The organism is Streptomyces sp. NPDC053673, from assembly GCF_055585225.1.
Map to the genome: position 1 here is coordinate 16,887 of NZ_JBVJKN010000028.1, position 17,438 is coordinate 34,324.

The window sequence follows — 17,438 nt, forward strand, 5'->3', positions numbered from 1 at the left end:
CGCTGCGGGACCTCAACCGACGGGCTGCGCCTCCTCCGCTCCGGGGTGCGCGAACTGGGTGCGGTACAGCTCCTCGTACCGGCCCCGCGCGGCGAGCAGTTCGGTGTGGGTGCCGCGTTCGACGACCCGGCCGTCCTCGACCACCAGAATCAGGTCGGCGGCCCGCACGGTGGACAGCCGGTGGGCGATCACGACGGCGGTACGACCCTCCAGCGCCTCGCCCAGGGCTTCCTGGACGGCCGCCTCCGATGTGGAGTCGAGATGGGCCGTCGCCTCGTCGAGGATGACGACCCGCTGCCGGGCCAGCAGCAGCCGGGCGATCGTCAGCCGCTGGCGCTCGCCGCCGGAGAGGCGGTAGCCGCGCTCGCCGACGACCGTGTCCAGCCCGTCGGGAAGAGAGGCCACCAGGCCGTCGAGCCGGGAGCGGCGCAGCGCGTCCCAGAGGTCGTCCTCGGTGGCTCCGGGCCGGGCGAGCAGCAGGTTGGCGCGGACGGAGTCGTGGAAGAGGTGGCCGTCCTGGGTGACCATGCCGAGCGTCTCGCGGATCGATGCGGCGGTCAGGTCGCGTACGTCGACGCCGTTCAGGCGTACCGCGCCGGTTTCGGCGTCGTACAGCCGCGGCAGGAGCTGGGCGATCGTCGACTTGCCCGCGCCGGAGGAGCCGACCAGCGCGACCATCTGGCCGGGTTCGGCGCGGAACGAGACGCCGTGCAGGACTTCGGTGCCGCCTCGGGTGTCGAGGGTGGCGACCTCTTCGAGGGAGGCGAGGGAGACCTTGTCGGCGGACGGGTAGCCGAAGCGGACTGCGTCGAACTCGACGGACACCGGGCCGTCCGGCACGCGGCGGGCGTCCGGCTTCTCGGCGATCAGCGGTACCAGGTCCAGGATTTCGAAGACCCGCTCGAAGCTGACGAGTGCGCTCATCACCTCGACGCGGGCGCCGGCGAGGGCGGTCAGCGGCGCGTAGAGACGGGTGAGGAGCAGGGCGAGCGCGACAACGGCTCCCGGGTCCAGCCGGCCGCGCAGGGCGTAGTAGCCGCCGAGCCCGTAGACCAGGGCCAGGGCCAGTGCGGAGACGAGGGTGAGGGCGGTGATGAACGCGGACTGGGCCATGGCCGTACGGACACCGATGTCACGCACCCGGCGGGCGCGGGCGGCGAATTCGGCCGACTCGTCGTCGGGCCGGCCGAAGAGCTTGACGAGGGTGGCGCCGGGGGCGGAGAACCGCTCGGTCATCTGGGTGCCCATGGCGGCGTTGTGATTGGCGGCCTCGCGCTGCTGCCGGGCCATCCGGGAACCCATGCGGCGCGCCGGGACGACGAACACCGGCAGCAGGACGAGGGCGAGCAGAGTGATCTGCCAGGAGATGGTGAGCATCACGGCGAGTGTCAGCAGCAGGGTGACGATGTTGGAGACGACACCGGAGAGGGTGTTGCTGAAGGCCCGCTGGGCGCCGATGACGTCGTTGTTGAGCCGGCTGACGAGTGCCCCGGTGCGGGTGCGGGTGAAGAAGGCGACCGGCATCCGCTGGACGTGGTCGAAGACGGCCGTGCGCAGATCGAGGATCAGCCCTTCGCCGAGGGTCGCCGACAGCCAGCGGGTGAGCAGGCCCAGGCCGGCCTCGGCGACGGCGATCACCGCGATGAGAAGCGCGAGCCGGACGACGGTCCCGGACGCATCGCCGTGGACGATCGCGTCCACGACCCGGCCGGCGAGGACCGGGGTGGCCACCGCGAGCAGTGCCGTGACCACGCTGAGCAGCAGGAACTGACCTATCTTCCGGCGGTGCGGCCGGGCGAAGGCGGCGATGCGGCGCAGGGTCACCCGGGAGAAGGGCCGCCGGTCCTGCTGGGCGTTCATCGCGCTGTGCAGCGAAGTCCACGCGGTGACTTCCATGTCCATGGGGGTGCCTCCGGAATCTGGTGAGCCGGCGCTGGGATCCCGTCGGCCGACATGGCCCGGGGCGCACTGACCACGCTAAAACCTCAACTAAACTTGAGGTCAAGCGGTTCACTCCGGCCAATTCGCTCCGGCCGGCCGCCGAGCCTGCGGGCACCCGCGTCAGGGCCCGAGCCACCGCCGGCACCGTCAGCAGCACTCCCGCCCTGTCGGCATCAACGCCGAAGATCTTCGGAGTCGGGCGTGAACGGCTCCGTGCGCGCGATGAGAAGGGCGACGTCATCCGGGTCGTCGGGCCGCCGGAGTTCCTGAAGGAGCCGGTCGCAGGTTTCCTCCAGAGAGCGGTCGGGCCTGTCGAGCAGACGGCGGAGGGTTTCGAGGCGTTCGTCGATGGGGTGATGGCGGGTTTCGACGAGTCCGTCGGTGTACAGGACCAGCTGGTCGCCTGGGCCGAGGTCGAGGGTGATGGTCTCGAAGGCGACGCCGCCCACTCCCAACGGGGTGCCGCTGGGCAGGTCGAGCAGCTCGGGAGGTTCGCCGCTGCGCACGAGGGCGGGCGGCAGGTGGCCCGCGTTGGCGATGTGGCACTCGGCGCGGTGCGGGTCGTAGACGGCGTACACGCAGGTGGCGATGTAGTGCTCCAGGCCCGAGGTGATCCTGTCGAGGTGCTGGAGGACCTGGGAGGGGTCGAGATCGAGGTCGGCGAAGGCGCTGGTGGCGGTGCGCAGGCGGCCCATGGTGGCGGCGGCGTCGATGCCGCTGCCCATGACGTCGCCCACGACGAGCGCGGTCCTGTCGCCGTCGAGCGGGAGGACGTCGTACCAGTCGCCGCCGACCTCGTAGGTGGCCTGTGCCGGCCGGTACCGGTAGGCGATCTGCAGGCCGGGAAGATCGGGCGGGTGGTCCGGAAGCAGGCTGCGCTGCAGGATCTCGGCGGCGTTGCGCATGCTCTGGTGCGTGCGGGCGTTGTCGATGCACACGGCGGCCCTGGAGGCCAGCTCACCGGCGAGGGCGAGGTCGTCCTCGCCGAAGGGCAGCGGGTTGCGGGCCCGCATGAGCCCCAGACAGCCGAGGATGTGGCCGCGTGCGGTGAGCGGGGTCAGCATGTACGAATGCACCCCGGCGCGGGCCAGCAGGGTGGCGGCGTGGTCGTCGCGGGCGATGTGTGCCAGGTCGGTCTCGTCCGCGCGGGAGATGAGGATCGGGCGGCCGGTGCGTACGCATTGGGTGGCCAGCCGGTCGGCGCCGTAGGCCGCGATGTGGCCGGGTGGGTCGCACGCCTGGGCGGCTTCGGTGGGGTAGGCGGCCTTCACCGCGAGGGCGCGGAAGAGAGCGGGGCCGTCCGTGAGGGCTCGGCGGTGCTCGTCCAGGACGGAGTCGAGTACGTCGACCGTGACCACGTCGGCGAGCTCGGGAACAGTGACCTGGGCCAGCTCCCGGGCCGTCTGTCCCACCTCCAGGGTGGTGCCGATACGGGCGGAGCCGTCTGCGATCAGGGCCAGGCGGCGCCGGGCCTCCGCCGCCTCCATGGCCGACTGATACCGGTCGGTGACATCCACCACCAGATCGGCCACCCCGAGAACACGCCCCTGCGGATCCTCCAGCCGGTACAAGGAGATCGACCAGGCATGCTCGTGCTGTGGATCGGCGGGGCTGCGACCGACGATGGTGGCCTGGTCGACCATGGGCACCCCGGTCCTGAGGACCTCCCGCATGGCGCTCTCGGGCACCTCGAACTTCGCGGACGTCATGACTTCGCGATAGTGCCGGCCGAGGTGGTCTCTGGCCGGAATGCCGTGTATCCGCTCCAGGGCGGGGTTGACGGCCACGTACCGCAGATCGCTGTCGAGGATCGCCAGCCCGATGGGCGACTGGGAGATCAGCCGGCTGGACAGCGCGACATCCCACTCCACCTCGCGAAGGGTCGGTGAGTCGGTGGCGAGCCCGAGGGCGTAGAAGTCGCCGCGGTCGTCCAGCAGCCGCATGTTGCGCAGCTCCACGAACCGCGTGGTGCCGTCCTTGTGCCGGACGGGGAACGCCCCGGCCCAGCTCTGGCCGGTCTCCATGACCTCGGCGAACTTCTTGATCACCAGGTCCCAGTGCTCTTCGTGGACGAGCAGCGGCGCCGCGTACTGCCCCAGCGCCTCTTTGGCGGCGTAGCCGTACAGGTCCTCGGCCTGCGGGCTCCACAGGACGATTCGCCCGTCGGCGTCCAGCAGCACCGCAGCGACGCCGAGAAGGTCCATCAGCCCGCTCGGCTGCGGCGGCCTTCCCCGCGGCTGACCGGCATCAGCCGGACGTCCATCGGCTGCGCTCACCCGGGCGCTCCTTCCACCTGGCGGACCACGTGTGGGCCGTGCCCCCGCTGCGGTCCGTAGCCGTCCCCTATCTGTCGGCTGCCCCCTTTTGCTCTGGTGAGTACGTCAATCTCCGGCGAGTACTTCGGCCTCCATGTTCCCCCTGGATCGGCCTGCCGCACACCCCGTGGGCACAGGCTCGCCGGACCCGGCACATCATGCCTGCGCCGCTCCAACTTGATCATTCGCCGTGCTCATGGCTGGGATCAGCGGCTCACCCGGCCCGTCGCCGTCTGCCGCGGCCGGGATCTTCGAGGTTGACCTGGGCGGACCATACGCCCGGACGGCCGGCCGGTGCCCACGCCGCACGCGGCCCGTTGGGCCGAACGAGTGACTGCCGAGCGAATACGGGCGGGCCCGGTCACGGGCACCCGGCCGACCAGCGAGTCCGACCCGACGCTTCCACCCGCCTACGCGGGGTGTTCCTGGGCCCGGGTGTCAGGGCTCCGCACGGCGACGGCCGCGATGTCGTCCTCGAGCCTTCCGCCGCTGTAGTGGAGCAGGTCCCGGTGAAGCCGGTCGAGCAGCTCGCGGGGCGGCGCCAGGCCTTCCCGCCGCATCCAGTCCGGCAGCGGGAAGAACTCGCCCGCGCGGTCCCGGGTCTCCGTCACCCCGTCGGTGTAGAGCAGCAGCTGATCGCCCGGGGCGAAGGCGACGGTGTCGACGAAGTAGTGGTCTCCGATGAGCGTCGCGAGGTGGAGGGGCGGCGAGGGAGTGGTGGGTTCCAGGACGCGGACCTCCCCGTCGTGCACGAGCAGCGGCGGGGGGTGCCCGCAGTTGAGAAGTCTGACGTGGCCGCTGCCGTGCGGGATCTCGACGATAAGAGCGGTGGCGAAGCGCTCCGGCAGGTCCTGGGAGGGGAACGCAGCGCTGTGGCGGATGATGCTGGTCTCCAGGCGATGGCTGACGCCCCTCAGGTCGGGCTCGTCGTACGCGGCCTCCCTGAAGCTGCTGATCACTGCGGAGGCCGCCCCCACCGCGGTCAGGCCCTTGCCCCGTACGTCGCCGATGAGCAGCCGGAGCCCGTACTGCGTGTCGACCGCCTCGTAGAAGTCACCGCCGATCCGGGCCTGCTCCTGGGCCGCCAGATACAGCGACTCGATCTCGACACCCTCGATGCGCCGCGGCAGGGGACGCAGCAGCACCTTCTGGGCCGCGTCCGCGACGAGCCGCACGTGGAAGAGCATCTCCTCCCGCTGGAGTCGGACATGGCTCGCGTACGCGGCTGCCAAGGTGACCGCAACGATCGCAGCTGCGGTGTACGGCGTCCCCAGGTCGGAGTAGACGAGGCTGAGGCCGATCATGACCAGCAGGCAGAACGTCCCCAGCAGGATCGTGGGGAGCACCGGCCACATCGCGGCAGCGAGGGCGGGTGCGGCGGGCAGGAGGCGGCTGAAGGCGATCTCCCTCGGTGTGGAGAACGCCAGGCCGGCGATGAGGACGGTGAGGATCACCGGTGACAGCAGAGCAACTTCCCACCGGCCGCCGTAGGGGGGACGACGGCGCCGCAGCCGTCCAGGCGTGATCACAAAGTGCATCATATCGGGACTAAGTGGCCATTCAGCTCCCCGCCGCCGTGGCCGTGCGCCCCCGGCCGCTCCGCGATCGCACAACAACGCACCCCGGCCACCCGCGCCGGCCCTCACCACCACCGAGGACGAAGACCTCGACTCGGCCGCCTCGGTGTGTCGTGGGAGACACCGCCGGAAGGATGAACCCGGCGCTTATGACGAGTTCGATAATTGACACTACTCGCGCAATGAGAATTCTTAGGCGCACCAAGAATTCTGACATCGGGCGAGGAATTATGCTTTCCATTTCGAAGTGGGGCGTGGTGGCCGCAACCGCGTTGTCGCTCGCGACTCTCGCGGGTTCCGCCTCTGCGTCCCACGACCCCCTGGTTCGGGGCAGGGATGTCATGCGCACGGAGGTCATCAGCCTGACGTCGACGGGCACGGGAACCACGATGGTCGACAACGGGACACCCGGACCAGGGGTCGGCGATCAGATCATCCTCACCGCGAACCTCTTCCGCAGAGGTGTCCGCTACGGCACCGAGGGAGCGGTGTGCACCCGAGTGGCGGCGCGAACCAATCTCTGCACAGGCACGTTCAGCCTTCCCCGGGGGCAGGTGACGTGGCAGCACCTGCAGACCACCCCCGTCGGCACCCCGCCCAGCGACTTCGACATCGCCGTCACCGGCGGCACCGGCACCTACGCCACCGCCCGTGGCTACGGCCACGTCGCCCGCGTCTCCGACGGGGGCGGAGGCTTCACCCTCTATCTCGCGCGCTGAATCCTCTCGTCACAGCCGCCAAAGGGTGAAGCCGTTCGGTCGCCCGGGCCGTCCTGCAGGAACCCTGGCTTCAGGTGCCTTCTCAGTGCGCGATGCCGTCGATCAGGTCACGCGCTCCCTGGCGGAGGAGGGCGACGGCGACGGAGGTACCCAAGGTGGCCGGATCGAGGCGCCCGGCCCATTCGTGAGCGTTGAGGACCGTCTTGCCGTCCGGGGTGAACACGCAGGCGCGCAGCGAGAGATCACCGCCGCGTTCAGCTTTGGCGTAGCCGGCGATGGGGCTGTTGCAGTGGCCCTGGAGGACATGGAGGAGCATACGTTCGGCGGTGGCCTCGCGGTGGGTGTCGGGGTGACCGAGGTCGCTGACGGTCCCGATGAGCGCAGTGTCGTCCTCGCGGCACTGCAGGGCGAGGATTCCGGCGCCGATCGGCGGCATCATCTGCTCCGGCGTCAGGACCTCGGTGATCACGTCCGTGCGGCCGATGCGCTCCAGTCCGGAGACCGCCAGGAGGAGGGCATCGGCCTCACCGGCGGCAAGCTTGTCCAGGCGGCGGTTGGCGTTGCCTCGGAACGGTACACAGTTCAGCTGCGGGTGCGAGGCAGCGAGCTGGGCGATGCGGCGCACGGAGGACGTCCCGATCCGGGTTCCGGGCGGCAGTTCGTCGAGGGTGAGGCCGCCGGGGTGGATGAGGGCGTCGCGGATGTCGTCCCGCTTCAGGAACGCGGCGAACGTGGTGCCGACCGGGAGTGGCCGGTCGGCGGGGACGTCCTTGACACAGTGGACCGCCAGGTCGGCCTCACCTTCGAGGAGGGCGGCATCGACTTCCTTGGTGAAGGCACCCTTGCCCTCGACCAGGGCAAGGTCGCCCATCCACTTGTCGCCGGTCGTCTTCACCGGGACCACCGTGGTGCGGATGTGGGGGTGGAGCGCTGCCAGCTCGGCGCGAACGCGCTCCACCTGGGCCAGGGCCATGGGCGAGTCGCGGGAGACGATACGGATCAGCTCAGGGGCGGACATGCCGCCCACGATAGACCGCCGGACCTGAGCCCCGACGAGAAGCCCGCGCCCATCTTTTCCATACCACCAGGAAGTCCAACTGTCGAACGGGCAATCGGGTGAAGTAATTCGCTGTCTCTCGAGATTCCTGCGCCGGGCCACGGCATGCCGAGGAAACGGTGACGGAGCAGGGCGTCCTCCGCCGGGACCGGCGATTGCGAAACCGTGTGCCCATGGCCCTTTGGAGCCGCGCCGCAGTGACACGACGGGCTCGAGTGGCAACCCGTCGGTGGCCGGTGGAGACTGACAGCCCTGGTCCTGTGACCAGGGAAGAGCTCACAGCCTAAGAGCTCACAAACCTCGTGGGTTCGGGATTTCCGGCTCCCAACTGTCGCCGGAGCGCGGAGGCACCAGGTGCCCGGCCAAAGTGGCCGACGGTGTCTCGACATTTCCGCAAGGAGTTCACATGGTGGAGAAGTCTGTCGAGGTGTTGACGCCCGGGCCGGATGAATCTGCGCTCGCCAAGCGCGGTGCCGCCGGCCCGGTGGCGGACGCCGAGAGCAATCTCGCGGCGGTACTGGCCGGCGTTTTGGGCGTCGAGCAGGTGTCGGTCGACAGCCATTTCTTCGATGCCCTCGGGGCCAACTCGCTGCTGATGGCCCAATTCTGCGCACGGGTCAGGAAGCGGGCAGACCTGCCGTCGGTGTCGATGAAGGACATCTACCAGTACCCGACGGTCCGGAGTCTGGCGACGGCACTCGCGGACACAGCCCCTCCCTCCGGCGAGTCGTCGGTGCCGGCTGTGCCCGAGGTCGTGGCACCTGCCAGCACGCTGCGGTTCGTCCTCTGCGGTGTCGTGCAGCTCCTGGTCTTCCTCGGGTACTCCTCCGTCGCCGGCTTCGTCACTGCCCGGGGATTCGAATGGGTCGCCGACGGATCGGACCCGGTCGACATCTATCTGCGGTCCGCCCTCTTCGGCGGCGCCGGCCTGCTCGCCATGTGCATATTTCCGATCGTGGCCAAGTGGGTCCTCATCGGCCGGTGGAAACCCACCGAGTTCCCGGTATGGGGTCTGACCTATCTGCGCTTTTGGACCGTCAAGGTTCTGATCCACGCCAACCCGATGGTCTTCTTCATCGGCAATCCTCTGTACGTGCTGTATCTGCGGGCCCTCGGTGCACGGATCGGCAAGGGCGTCACGATCCTGTCCCGCACGGTGCCGGTCTGCACCGACCTCCTCACGATCGGCGCCGGTACGGTGATCCGCAAGGAAGCGTTCTTCCTCTGCTACCGGGCACATGCCGGACGTATTCAGACCGGTCGGGTCGCCATCGGCCAGGACGTCTTCATCGGCGAGAAGACCGTACTCGACATCGACACGTCGATGGGTGACGGGTCGCAACTCGGCCATACGTCAGCGCTGTACAGCGGCCAGATGGTGCCGGCCGGTGAACGGTGGCACGGTTCACCGGCCCAGCCCACGGACGTCGACTACGTGAGGGTCGAGCCGACGGCCTGTGGCGCGCTGCGCCGGGCCGGCTTCGGCCTCGTCACCGTGCTGCAGACGTTCCTGATGTACACACCGCTGGCCATCGGCGGCGCTTACGTGGTGCTGACCGCGGTTCCGGCATTCGGAAGGATGCTGGCGCCGGGCAGGGTGGACCTCACGGCGGCGCCGTTCTACGTGGACGCGCTCGTCCTTTCCGCCGTGTTCTTCTTCGGAGCGGTCGTCGTGGGCCTGGCTGTGGTGTTCACCGTTCCACGTCTGCTGAACCTGGTGGTCAAGCCGGACAAGGTCTACCCGCTGTACGGTCTCCAGTACTCGGTGCACCGCACGATCGCTCGCATGACCAACATCAAGTTCTTCAAGTGGCTGCTCGGCGACAGTTCCTACATCGTCCACTACCTGCGCGGCCTCGGATACGACTTGTCCCGGGTCGAGCAGACCGGGTCGAACTTCGGCACGGAGGTGGAGCACGAGACGCCGTATCTGAGCTCCATCGGCAGCGGGACGATGATTGCGGACGGGCTCTCGATCGTGAATGCGGACTTCTCGAGCACGTCGTTCCGTGTGTCCCGGGCCTCGATCGGGGCACACAACTTTCTTGGGAACAACATCGCCTACCCTTCGGGGGCCAGGACGGGCGAGAACTGCCTGCTCGCCACGAAGGTGATGGTTCCGCTGGACGGCGAGGTCCGTGAAGGGGTAGGGCTGCTCGGCTCGCCCTGTTTCGAAATACCCAGGTCGGTGGAGCGCGACTCGCGCTTCGACCATCTCCGGACCGAGGACGCACTGCGGCGCAATCTCGCGGCGAAGAACCGCTACAACATTCGCTCGATGGTGTACTTCCTGTTCGCGCGATGGCTGTACGTGTTCGTGCTCACTGCGGTCGGCCTCACGACCGTCGACTTCTACGGCTTTGTCGGAGCAGTGGTGATCGCCGCGTACCTGGCCTTCTCCCTCGCGTTCTCCGCCCTCTACTACGTCCTGGTGGAGCGCGGCATCGAAGCCTTTCGCGCGCTACGACCGCAGTTGTGTTCCATCTACGAGCCGTACTTCTGGTGGCACGAACGTCTCTGGAAGGTCCCCGACGAGTACCTCGAAATCTTCAACGGCACGCCCTTCAAGAACATGATCTGGCGGCTCCTGGGGGTCCGGCTCGGCCGCAGGGTGTTCGACGACGGCTGCTATCTGACGGAACGGATGCTGACCACCATAGGCGACGACTGCATGCTCAATGCGGGGAGCAAGATCCAGTGCCACTCCCAGGAGGACGGCACCTTCAAGTCCGACTACAGCACGATCGGTGACGGATGCACCCTCGGTGTCGGCGCCCACGTGCACTACGGCGTGACGATGGGCGACGGCGCGGTGCTCGCACCTGACTCCTTCCTGATGAAGGGCGAGGAAGTCCCCGCCCGCGCCCGCTGGGGCGGGAACCCCGCAACAGAGTCGGAGATGCCCACCGCCAACCCGCAGCGACTCGACAACGCCGAGGCAGCGAACGCGACATAGCGGCCGAAGGGGCGCGGCTCGGCATGCCTCGGGGTTCTGTCGCCGTATTCTTCGCCCGGCCATCACTCGTCGGACCCGGGCGTCACCACGTCACAACGTCACCACATCACTATGGGGACGCTGCTCGCGGAACGCCCAGATTGAGCAGAGCGTTGGGCAGGCCGAAGAGCGGAGACGCGAAGGCGGCGTGCTCATGCTCGAAGGTGTCGACGGCGGCGGCCCCCAGCGGGTGCGTCGGATCGCGTAGCGCGTCGGCCAGAGCCTGCTCGTCGACGACTCCGCCCCGGGAAGTGTTGAGCAGGACCGCGATCCGACCCAGACCGACGACGCCCAAGGTCAGCTCCGACAGCTCGACCACGGGGGCGGTCGGCGTGCTCCAGCAACCTTGGTGCGCTGCCTCGTTGTGCGCCGGCAGGTTCCGGGTCAGAGCGAGCAGTTGAGCCAGAGCGAACTCGGCGACCGCGTTCGCGTTGGAGCCCGGCGTATGGGTCACGGTGACGCCGTGGCGGGCGGCGGCGGCCAGGTCCACATGATCGGTGCCCGCCCCGGCGCGACCGACAACGCGGAGCCGGTTGGCCAGCGTTGGGCCGGTCGTCGCGGCGAGGAAGCGGGCACGCAGCGGGACACCCGCGCGGGACTTGACCGCGTGGTAACCGAGCCCGCCCCCGACCATCGCGGAGATCAGGGCCGACTCGTCGAAGGCATCGAAATCGGTGAACTCCACACGGCCCGCCCAGGCTGCCCGCGCGCTCGCCTGGTCGGTCACCCGCCGGAGGTTCAACGTGACAGCCAACCCGTGTCCGAGCAGGCGCTCCAGCTCAAGATCGAGCAACTTCCCAGGAGCCGCGTCCAGCAGCAAGACGCGCATCTGCCCCACGGAACCCCCTCTCCCTGTGTGCGGACCTTACGAGATCCAGACGCCGACCGGCGAAACACCAGGCCCAGGCGTGCCGACGCAATGCTGAGGGGCGGCGCCGAGGACGCGACCTCCTCCGCCGCCGGTGAACCGCAGCACCAAGGGCGCAGGAGTGTTTCCGCCCGGGGCGAACGGCCGCCGCCTTGCCCCGGCCCCCATCGCGAGTAATGCTGATTACATGCTTACAAGGGAACAGCGTGAGAAGCTTCGCGGCTGGTTCGCCGGCCGCCTGCCGGAAGACGTCTACGAACGCCTGCTGGATGTCACGGTGGACCGCGAGGAGATCACCGTCATCGGGCGCATCCCCGCGCCCCACCTTGCCGAGGACGCCTCGCCCGCCGAGAAGGAAGCGGCCGTCCAGGGACGCATCCAGGAGTTCCGGGAGCGCACCCGCGACGCGCGCATCGCCGTGGCCCGCGAGGCCGAACAGCGCTTCGACAAGAAAGTCTCATGGGGCGTGGAGTGCGACGGAACCCGCGCCCTGTTCACCCATGTCGCGGCCCCCGTCATGACCCGACTGCGGCAGAGCGAGCGCCAGGTCCTGGACACCCTGATCGCGGGCGGCGTGGCCCGCAGCCGAAGCGACGCGCTCGCCTGGTGCGTCCGTCTCGTCCAGCAGCACTCGGACGACTGGCTCACGGACCTGCGCGAGTCCCTGGAACACGTACAGCGTGTCCGGGCACAGGGCCCGGACGCGGGCTGAGCACCGTGCCGCCGCGCGTGGTGCGCGGCGGCTTGCGGCAGCGGGCGGTCAGCTCGGCTGGGCGGTGGGCATGATGGTGATCTGCTGGAGGTTCGCCCGCGGCGGGAGGCTCGCGATGAACCCGATGGTCTGGGCGATGTCCTGGGGCGTGAGCCACTCCATCGTCTCCCTGGCGCTCTCCAACCACGAAAGGGCGCCCTCGTCCGTGACATGGCTCTGCAGCTCGGTGCCGACGATGCCCGGCTCGATCGCCGAGACCCGCACCTTCTTCGCGCCCAGTTCGGCCCGCAGATGCCGGGAGAGGTGGGTGACGTACGCCTTGGTCGCGGAGTAGACGGCGAAATTGGGGAAGATGTTCTGGGCCGCGATCGACGAGGTGTTGATCAGGTCGGCCACTCCCCGCTCACCGGCAGCCGTCACCAGCTGGGGGGTGAACGCGCCGATGACGTTCATCAGGCCGGTGATGTTGAGGTCGATCTGGCGCCGCCACTGGTCGGTGGCCAGCTCCTCGATCGGGGCGGGGAGCATGACACCCGCGTTGTTGAAGAGCAGGTCGGCGCCGCCCAGTTCGGCCGCTACATGGTCGGCGGCCGCCTGCACCGCCGCCGCGTCGGTCACGTCGACGGCCAGAGCTGTGGCCTGACCCCCGTTCTTCTCGATCCGGGCGACCAGAGCGTCCAGCCGTTCCGCGCGCCGCGCCACGACGACGACGCGGGCGCCCAGCTCGGCCAGATAGTCGGCCGAGGCCTCACCGATGCCGCTGGAGGCGCCGGTGACAACGGCTACGCGGCCGGTGAGGGGACGGGCAGAGGTCTGCGTGGTCATGGTGCCCACCTTCCGGAGTGAGTGACGTGAGAGGTACGGGACGGCGGCAGGCCGCCGCCTTCCCCTTCACCAGCACACCAGCTGTCACGCCCTCGCGCGATGCCGGAATGTGCGGCCGTCGCGTGCCCGGCCTGCGCCGCGACGAGGTGGCCGGCCTGGCCGGGGTGAGCACCGAGTGCGTCAACCGCCTCGCACCAGCTCCCGTTCGGCGACCGCCCGGAAGCCGTGCGGCGGGCGCCCGGTGAGGCACTGGACGGTGTCGGTGGTGCGGTCCTCGGCTCCCTCGGCGATGGCGCGGTCCATGCCGGCCAGCATGGTGGCGAACTCCAGCGGTATCACCGCGGCCAGACGGTCACGCATGTCGTCGTAGGTCAGGTGGCGGTGGACCACGGGGTGGCCGGTGACCTCGGTGACGATCGCGGCGATGTCGTCGTGGCTGAGTGCTTCCGGCCCGGTCAGGACCAGGTCGGTGTTGGGCGCCTGGTCGTCGGTCAGGGCGCGTACGGCGACGGCGGCGATGTCCTCGGCGTCGACGAATCCGACCCGGCCGATCCCGGCGGCGGTCAGGATGACGCCGTCGTTGCGGATGCTCTCGGCGTGGGCGTGGGTGCCGGTGAAGTTCTGCATGAACCAGGAGGGGCGCAGGACTGCCCACTCGTCGAACAGGCCGGGCAGGGCCTGGTGCACCGCTCCCACCGCCGGGCCGCCTCCGGTGATGGCCGAGGAGCTGAGGAGCACCGCGCGGTGCACGCCGGCGGTGCGGGCCTGTTGGAGGAAGGGCAGCATGACGGCGGCCGGGTCGGGGTCGCCGACGGGCGGAACGAGGTAGACCCGGTCGGCTTCGCCGAGGGCGTCGCGGAAGGTGACGGGGTCGTACCAGTCGAAGCGGACCGCTTCCGCGCCCGGGAGTGGGGTGGCGCGACGACTGGCGGCCTTGACGCGGTGGCCGGCGGCGATCAGCTGCGCGGTGGTGCGGCTGCCGGTGGTGCCGGTGGCGCCGATGACCAGGGTGGTGCCGGTGGAGGTCATCGGGCGCTGCTCCTGGTGAAGTCCATGCCGGGTACGTGCACGGCGAGGGGGTTCCAGTAGTCGCGGTAGGAGGTGAAGCGTCCGTCCTGGACGGTCACGACGGCGATGTAGGTCATGTCGAAGGCGTCCCCTGTCTCGACCATGCGGCCCACGCCGCGCATCTCGACCACGATGGTCCCGGGGTCGATGGTCCGGTGGATTCGCAGGTCGGGGAAGTCATACAGGTCGATGTGGTCGGGGTAGTCGCGCATATAGGCGGCGATGGCCTCCCGACCGTCCAGTCGCTCAGGCCAACCCGGGGCAGCGAAGGGGAATTCCATGACGCCGTGCTCGGCCCACAGGCCGACCCAGGCGGGAATGTCCTTGTCCAGGAGCAGGCGCAGGCTGTGGCGGTACAGATCTGCCGGTGAGGTGTTTGCGGGCATGAGGTTCTCCGTCCCGTACGATACGGACCAGCGGTCCGCTTCCATGAAAGATACGGACCGCCGGTCCGCATCGCAACCGGAGGAACCGCATGCCCGAGCGCAAGCCACGCAAGGACGCGGCCCGTAACCGCGCCGCCGCCCTCACGGCCGCCGACACGCTCTTCACCGACTGCCGAAGTCCCGAAGACGTCACCATGGCCGACATCGCGGCAGCGGCCGGCGTCGGCAAGGGAACGCTCTTCCGTGCCTTCGGTGACCGCACGGGGTTGATCCGCGCACTGTACGAGGCGCGGCTCGAACCGGTCAGACACGCGATCGAAGCGGGCCCGCCGCCGCTGGGGCCCGCGACCCCGCCGCTGGAGCGCGTACCGGCCCTGCTGGATGCCGTCCTGTGCTTCAAGCTCGACAACCGCCACCTCGCGCTCGCCCTGGAGGGAACCGGCGCGGACAGCCCCTACCGGACGGACCACTACGAGCGATGGCACACACTGCTCCGGGACTTGCTGGAGCAGATTCCGGGCCTGACCGGCAGCGACTTCACCGCCCATGCGCTGCTCGCCGCCACCCGGGCCGACCTCGTCGGATATCTGGCCGGCGAGAAGCACGTGCCCCGCGAGGACATGCGGGCACAGCTGGCGACCTTCACCGCCACGGTCCTCGGCACCCGTACGCGACGGGAACCGGCCGCCGAAGACTGATCACCGGGTCCCGACCCCGTCGCCCCTGCCCCTGATGCACGCACCGGAGCGGAGACCTCGGCCCGGTTGCTGGCGGGGAGATGCGATCCCAATGAGGTCTTCGGCAACATGACACTGCTGCGCACGCACATCAACAGGTGAGTCTCCGGTGCAGATGACGGCGGCAACGCCCCACACAGGACGGCCTGGTACTGTCCAACGTCCCTGCAGCGCGGCTCTCGTATGGGTGAAACGTAAGTGGGGTCCTCCCCATGGCCTCCTCGTCAAGCCACGGTTGTCAACTACGGCCACGTGCCAACTGCAGTGCAACCGCCGTACCCTGCATCACAACAGCCCCCGCCACAGGCACAGGCATGGGCACAAACACGCTCACGCATCAGGAGAGCACCATGACATCGACCGCCAACGCAACGCTCAGCATCGAAGCAACAACTGCGCTGCTGCAGGCAGAGCTTCCTCGGCTGGAGGAGCACCAGCAGGCCCTGCAGACGGAACTCGCCACGGTGTCCGAGCGACTGGAATCGGTACGCGCCGCCCTGGCGGCACTGAGCGCACTGTCCGCCACCACCGTCCCGCAGCCCCGCGCCGGCGAGCCGGCTCCCGGCGCCCACACTGCAGAGGAAATCCCGGTCGAAGCCGCTCCCGACACCACGACGGAACCGGCACCGGCCGCCCCCGAACCTGCTTCCGTACCAGCGGATGAATCGACGCCCCAAGCGGAGAAGCAGAACGGCCCTCACAAGCCGCGCAAGACCACTGCCAACGGCAAGGCCAGGGCCAAGAAGCCTGCCGAGACCGCGTCCAAGCGCCGCCCGGCCAAGAAGACCACCCCGGCCAAGGCAGTGAAGAGCAAGGAAGCGCAGAGCGCAGCACCAGCCGCCCAGGAAACGGGTGGTCTCACCGACCAGGTCATCGCCGTCCTGGCCAGCCACGCCGACACGCCGTTGCGGGCACGGGACGTCGCCCAAGCCCTCGGCCGCGACGACACCACCGCCAGCATCAACACCGTTCGCAGCACCCTCGACCGCCTCATCGCCACCTCCCGGGCCCACCGCGCCGGCCGAGGCCTCTACCAAGCCCCCGCCAACTGAACTCGCGGCGGACACGGTGTCGGTGATCGACGCCCGCACCGGCAGGGTCACGGACACCGTCCCCGTCGGCGACGAACCCAGCAGGGTGAGGGTTTCCCCGGACGGCTCCCACGTCTACGTGACCAACGCCGGCGCGAACGATGTGTCGGTGGTCGACGCGGCCACCAACACCGTCGTCGACACCGTCCCCGTCGGCGACGGACCGACCGGTGTGGCGATCACCCCGGATGAACTGAAGGCGGCATGGCAGGATCCCCTCCGCAGTCGGTCCACCGACCAGGTCGGGGAACCCAGTTGCTCTGTCTGAAAGCCCCTGGCAGGGTCTTGGCCATGCCTACCTTCTCCGCGTACGACGGAACCAAGCTTGCCTACCACGTGTTGGGAAGCGGCGCTCCATTGGTCTGCTTGCCCGGCGGGCCGATGCAGGCGTCCGTGTACCTCGGCGACCTCGGCGGGCTTTCCGCGCACCGGCAGTTGATCATGCTGGATCTCAGAGGCACCGGCGAGTCCGGGATACCGGAGGACGCCGCGTCCTACCGCTGCGACCACCTTGTCGAGGACGTCGAGGCCCTGCGCGAGCACCTCGGTCTCGAACGGATGGACCTGCTCGCGCATTCCGGCGGCACGAATCTGGCGGCGCTCTATGTGGGCCGCCACCCGGAACGCGTCGGAAAGCTCGCCCTGATCACGCCGAGTGCCATGGCCGTCGGGCTCGCGATCACCGGAGACGTCCGGCGCGAGACGGCGCAGCGCCGCCAGGACGAGCCGTGGTTCCCGGCGGCGTTCGCGGCTTTGGAAGCGATCACCGCGGGCAAGGCGACGGACGACTCCTGGCAGGCCATCGCGCCGTTCTTCTACGGCCGCTGGGACGAGAAGGCTCAAGCCCATCAGGCTGCAGAGGGCGGGCAGAAGAACATGGAGGCGGCGGCTGCCTTCGGCGCCGAAGGCGCTTTCGACCCGGACGCCACCCGTGCTGCGCTCGCGCTGTTCGGGGAGCCGGTGCTCCTGCTCGCCGGAGAGGTCGATCTGAATTCTCCGCCTCCCGCGATGGCAGAATTCACCGGGCTGTTCCCGAACGCCGAGCTCGTCGTTCAGCCTGGAGCCGGACACTTCCCGTGGCTCGACGATCCCGACCGGTTCGTGGCGACCGCCGCGACGTTCCTGGGCTGACCGACTCGGTTGCTCG

15 protein-coding genes are annotated in these 17,438 nt (G+C 69.3%); 7 read left to right on the plus strand and 8 right to left on the minus strand.

From position 1 onward, the window contains the following. Nucleotides 1–12: 12 nt before the first annotated feature. From ACZ6ZQ_RS29805 to ACZ6ZQ_RS29815, 3 genes are all read right to left on the minus strand, one after another. Complete coding sequence (locus tag ACZ6ZQ_RS29805) at nt 13–1,902, minus strand: ABC transporter ATP-binding protein (RefSeq protein ID WP_469771612.1); 1,890 nt, start codon at nt 1,900–1,902, stop codon at nt 13–15. A 212-nt stretch (nt 1,903–2,114) separates the two neighbouring features. Then, nucleotides 2,115–4,217 carry a SpoIIE family protein phosphatase gene (locus tag ACZ6ZQ_RS29810; protein ID WP_469771613.1) on the minus strand — a complete coding sequence of 701 codons (2,103 nt, stop codon included), beginning with the start codon at nt 4,215–4,217 and terminating at the stop codon, nt 2,115–2,117. Between the two features lie 449 nt (nt 4,218–4,666). Then, nucleotides 4,667–5,785, minus strand: coding sequence for a PP2C family protein-serine/threonine phosphatase (locus ACZ6ZQ_RS29815; RefSeq protein ID WP_469771614.1), 1,119 nt, complete (start codon nt 5,783–5,785; stop codon nt 4,667–4,669). A gap of 389 nt (nt 5,786–6,174) precedes the next feature. Between ACZ6ZQ_RS29815 and ACZ6ZQ_RS29820 the strand changes: the two genes are divergently transcribed. Continuing rightward, nucleotides 6,175–6,552, plus strand: coding sequence for a hypothetical protein (locus tag ACZ6ZQ_RS29820; RefSeq protein WP_469771615.1), 378 nt, complete (start codon nt 6,175–6,177; stop codon nt 6,550–6,552). Between the two features lie 82 nt (nt 6,553–6,634). On the opposite strand, the gene hemC is transcribed toward ACZ6ZQ_RS29820, so the two are convergent. After that, complete coding sequence (hemC, locus tag ACZ6ZQ_RS29825; protein ID WP_469771616.1) at nt 6,635–7,570, minus strand: hydroxymethylbilane synthase; 936 nt, start codon at nt 7,568–7,570, stop codon at nt 6,635–6,637. A gap of 445 nt (nt 7,571–8,015) precedes the next feature. On the opposite strand from hemC, the gene ACZ6ZQ_RS29830 reads away from it, so the two are divergent. Further along, nucleotides 8,016–10,565, plus strand: a complete 2,550-nt coding sequence (locus ACZ6ZQ_RS29830; RefSeq protein ID WP_469771617.1) for a Pls/PosA family non-ribosomal peptide synthetase — start codon at nt 8,016–8,018, stop codon at nt 10,563–10,565. A 109-nt stretch (nt 10,566–10,674) separates the two neighbouring features. Here ACZ6ZQ_RS29830 and ACZ6ZQ_RS29835 read toward each other — a convergent pair whose 3' ends face one another. Next, on the minus strand, nt 10,675–11,433 hold the full coding sequence (locus ACZ6ZQ_RS29835; protein WP_469771618.1) for an NAD(P)-dependent oxidoreductase: 759 nt from the start codon (nt 11,431–11,433) through the stop codon (nt 10,675–10,677). Between the two features lie 226 nt (nt 11,434–11,659). Between ACZ6ZQ_RS29835 and ACZ6ZQ_RS29840 the strand changes: the two genes are divergently transcribed. Continuing rightward, entirely contained in the window at nt 11,660–12,184 is a 525-nt protein-coding gene (locus tag ACZ6ZQ_RS29840) for a hypothetical protein (RefSeq protein ID WP_469771619.1), read from the plus strand. A 48-nt stretch (nt 12,185–12,232) separates the two neighbouring features. Here ACZ6ZQ_RS29840 and ACZ6ZQ_RS29845 read toward each other — a convergent pair whose 3' ends face one another. The 3 genes from ACZ6ZQ_RS29845 to ACZ6ZQ_RS29855 all read right to left on the minus strand — a co-directional run bounded on the left by ACZ6ZQ_RS29845 (nt 12,233) and on the right by ACZ6ZQ_RS29855 (nt 14,463). Continuing rightward, a complete protein-coding gene (locus tag ACZ6ZQ_RS29845; protein ID WP_469771620.1) occupies nt 12,233–13,009 on the minus strand; it encodes an SDR family oxidoreductase in 777 nt (258 codons plus the stop codon). Between the two features lie 180 nt (nt 13,010–13,189). After that, a complete protein-coding gene (locus ACZ6ZQ_RS29850) occupies nt 13,190–14,038 on the minus strand; it encodes an NmrA family NAD(P)-binding protein (protein WP_469771621.1) in 849 nt (282 codons plus the stop codon). Beyond that, nucleotides 14,035–14,463, minus strand: coding sequence for a nuclear transport factor 2 family protein (locus tag ACZ6ZQ_RS29855; protein ID WP_469771622.1), 429 nt, complete (start codon nt 14,461–14,463; stop codon nt 14,035–14,037). Before ACZ6ZQ_RS29855 ends, ACZ6ZQ_RS29850 begins: the two co-directional genes overlap by 4 nt. 89 nt (nt 14,464–14,552) lie before the next feature. Here ACZ6ZQ_RS29855 and ACZ6ZQ_RS29860 point away from each other — a divergent pair, with 89 nt between their 5' ends. The 4 genes from ACZ6ZQ_RS29860 (at nt 14,553) to ACZ6ZQ_RS29875 (ending at nt 17,422) form a co-directional block, all read left to right on the plus strand. Continuing rightward, on the plus strand, nt 14,553–15,161 hold the full coding sequence (locus ACZ6ZQ_RS29860) for a TetR/AcrR family transcriptional regulator (RefSeq protein WP_469771623.1): 609 nt from the start codon (nt 14,553–14,555) through the stop codon (nt 15,159–15,161). 389 nt (nt 15,162–15,550) lie between these two features. Then, nucleotides 15,551–16,252: a hypothetical protein gene (locus ACZ6ZQ_RS29865; RefSeq protein ID WP_469771624.1), complete on the plus strand. Its 702-nt coding sequence runs from the start codon at nt 15,551–15,553 to the stop codon at nt 16,250–16,252. Nucleotides 16,253–16,268: 16 nt separating this feature from the next. Beyond that, entirely contained in the window at nt 16,269–16,559 is a 291-nt protein-coding gene (locus ACZ6ZQ_RS29870; RefSeq protein ID WP_469771625.1) for a YncE family protein, read from the plus strand. Between the two features lie 23 nt (nt 16,560–16,582). Next, nucleotides 16,583–17,422, plus strand: coding sequence for an alpha/beta fold hydrolase (locus tag ACZ6ZQ_RS29875; RefSeq protein WP_469771626.1), 840 nt, complete (start codon nt 16,583–16,585; stop codon nt 17,420–17,422). Nucleotides 17,423–17,438 lie beyond the last annotated feature (16 nt).